The 243-nt window shown below is 53.5% G+C and carries 1 protein-coding gene; it reads left to right on the top strand.

Features of this window, described 5'->3' with window-relative positions:
- Positions 1–243 (top strand): oxidoreductase dimerization domain-containing protein (locus B0E34_RS22740; protein ID WP_503327692.1); only part of this gene is annotated, 243 nt, incomplete at both ends.

Below are 243 nucleotides of genomic sequence, written 5' to 3'. Positions count from 1 at the left end.
CATTACTTCGATCCGAAAGTTATCCCGTCCATCGCCTATACCGAACCAGAAGTTGCATGGGTAGGTCTGACTGAGAAAGAAGCGAAAGAGAAAGGCATCAGCTACGAAACCGCCACCTTCCCGTGGGCTGCTTCTGGTCGTGCTATCGCTTCCGACTGCGCAGACGGTATGACCAAGCTGATTTTCGACAAAGAATCTCACCGTGTGATCGGTGGTGCGATTGTCGGCACTAACGGCGGCGAG

The organism is Chryseobacterium mucoviscidosis (assembly GCF_002177115.1).
Taxonomy (GTDB): domain Bacteria; phylum Bacteroidota; class Bacteroidia; order Flavobacteriales; family Weeksellaceae; genus Chryseobacterium; species Chryseobacterium mucoviscidosis.
Note: the sequence above shows the minus strand (reverse complement) of the source record. Positions and strands in the feature narration are given on the sequence as shown.